Raw genomic sequence first — 913 nt, 5'->3', positions numbered from 1 at the left:
GGCGCGTTGGTCGGTATTGCGTTGCCGGCCACCCTTTTTCAGGGCTGATCGGATTGCCGCGACCGTCAGTGCCGCCCCCTGTCGTGGGGTTGGAGCGCGTCGTAACACGCTCAGGCAGTCGGTGTGGGCGAGGTCGCCGCCGAAGGCATCGACCGCGGCCGGATAGTAGGCGCCGAGTTGGGAGCGCAACACATTCTGTTGTGCCGAGCGCGCCCACACCAGGTTCTGATGGGTGCGGGCCATCACCGTGATCGCCTCGGCAGCGACAGTATCGGCGGCGACGAGCCGATGGTTGTGCCGGTCGGTACGCACCAGATCAGCGAGGGTTTTGGCATCGGCCTTATCGGATTTGGTGCCCCCGACATGGTGGCGGTCACGGTAGCGCGACACCGACAACGGGTTGATCGCGAACACCAGATAGCCCGCACCGACCAGGGCGGTGACCCACATGCCGTGATCGGTTTCGATACCCACCGCCACCTCGGTGGGATCCTGGGCATACCGGGCGATCAGTTCATGCATTGTGGTGACACCTGCAGCGGTTTCGGGTAGGCGGCGGGTGGCCAGGATGGTGCCGTGCTCATCCATCACGCACACGTCGTGATGATCTGACGCCCAGTCGTTGCCCATAAAGATCATGACACTCGTTCACCTCGTCTTCAGTCGTCTCGACGATCTCGATGTGAACCTGCGGGAGTCACCCTGGACGCGGCCTAATGGATCAGTGCTCACCCACATGTTTCGGGGGCACGACATCCCAGAAGCGTTCTAGCGGGTGATCCTCGCCCGGCCGGGCCACGGTCTTCGTGTAGAAATCCGACCACCGTTTCAGGGCCTGGCAGTGGTCACCGACCGGGGAGGCTCACACGACCAGCATCCCCTCCAAGAGGAAGCCGATCCACCCCCATTAGGG

General features: G+C 63.4%; 1 protein-coding gene. It reads right to left on the bottom strand.

The window, feature by feature from the left end; translation table 11 throughout:
- A partial coding sequence (locus tag AMD30_RS24275) for an IS110 family transposase (RefSeq protein ID WP_156354430.1) occupies positions 1 to 639 on the bottom strand: 639 nt, incomplete at its 3' end.
- Between the last annotated feature and the right edge of the window lie 274 nt (positions 640 to 913).

The sequence above is a fragment of the Gordonia sp. HS-NH1 genome (assembly GCF_001418765.1).
Lineage (GTDB): Bacteria > Actinomycetota > Actinomycetes > Mycobacteriales > Mycobacteriaceae > Gordonia.
The sequence above is the reverse complement of the archived record's forward strand: the minus strand, read 5'-3'. Positions and strand labels throughout refer to the sequence as shown.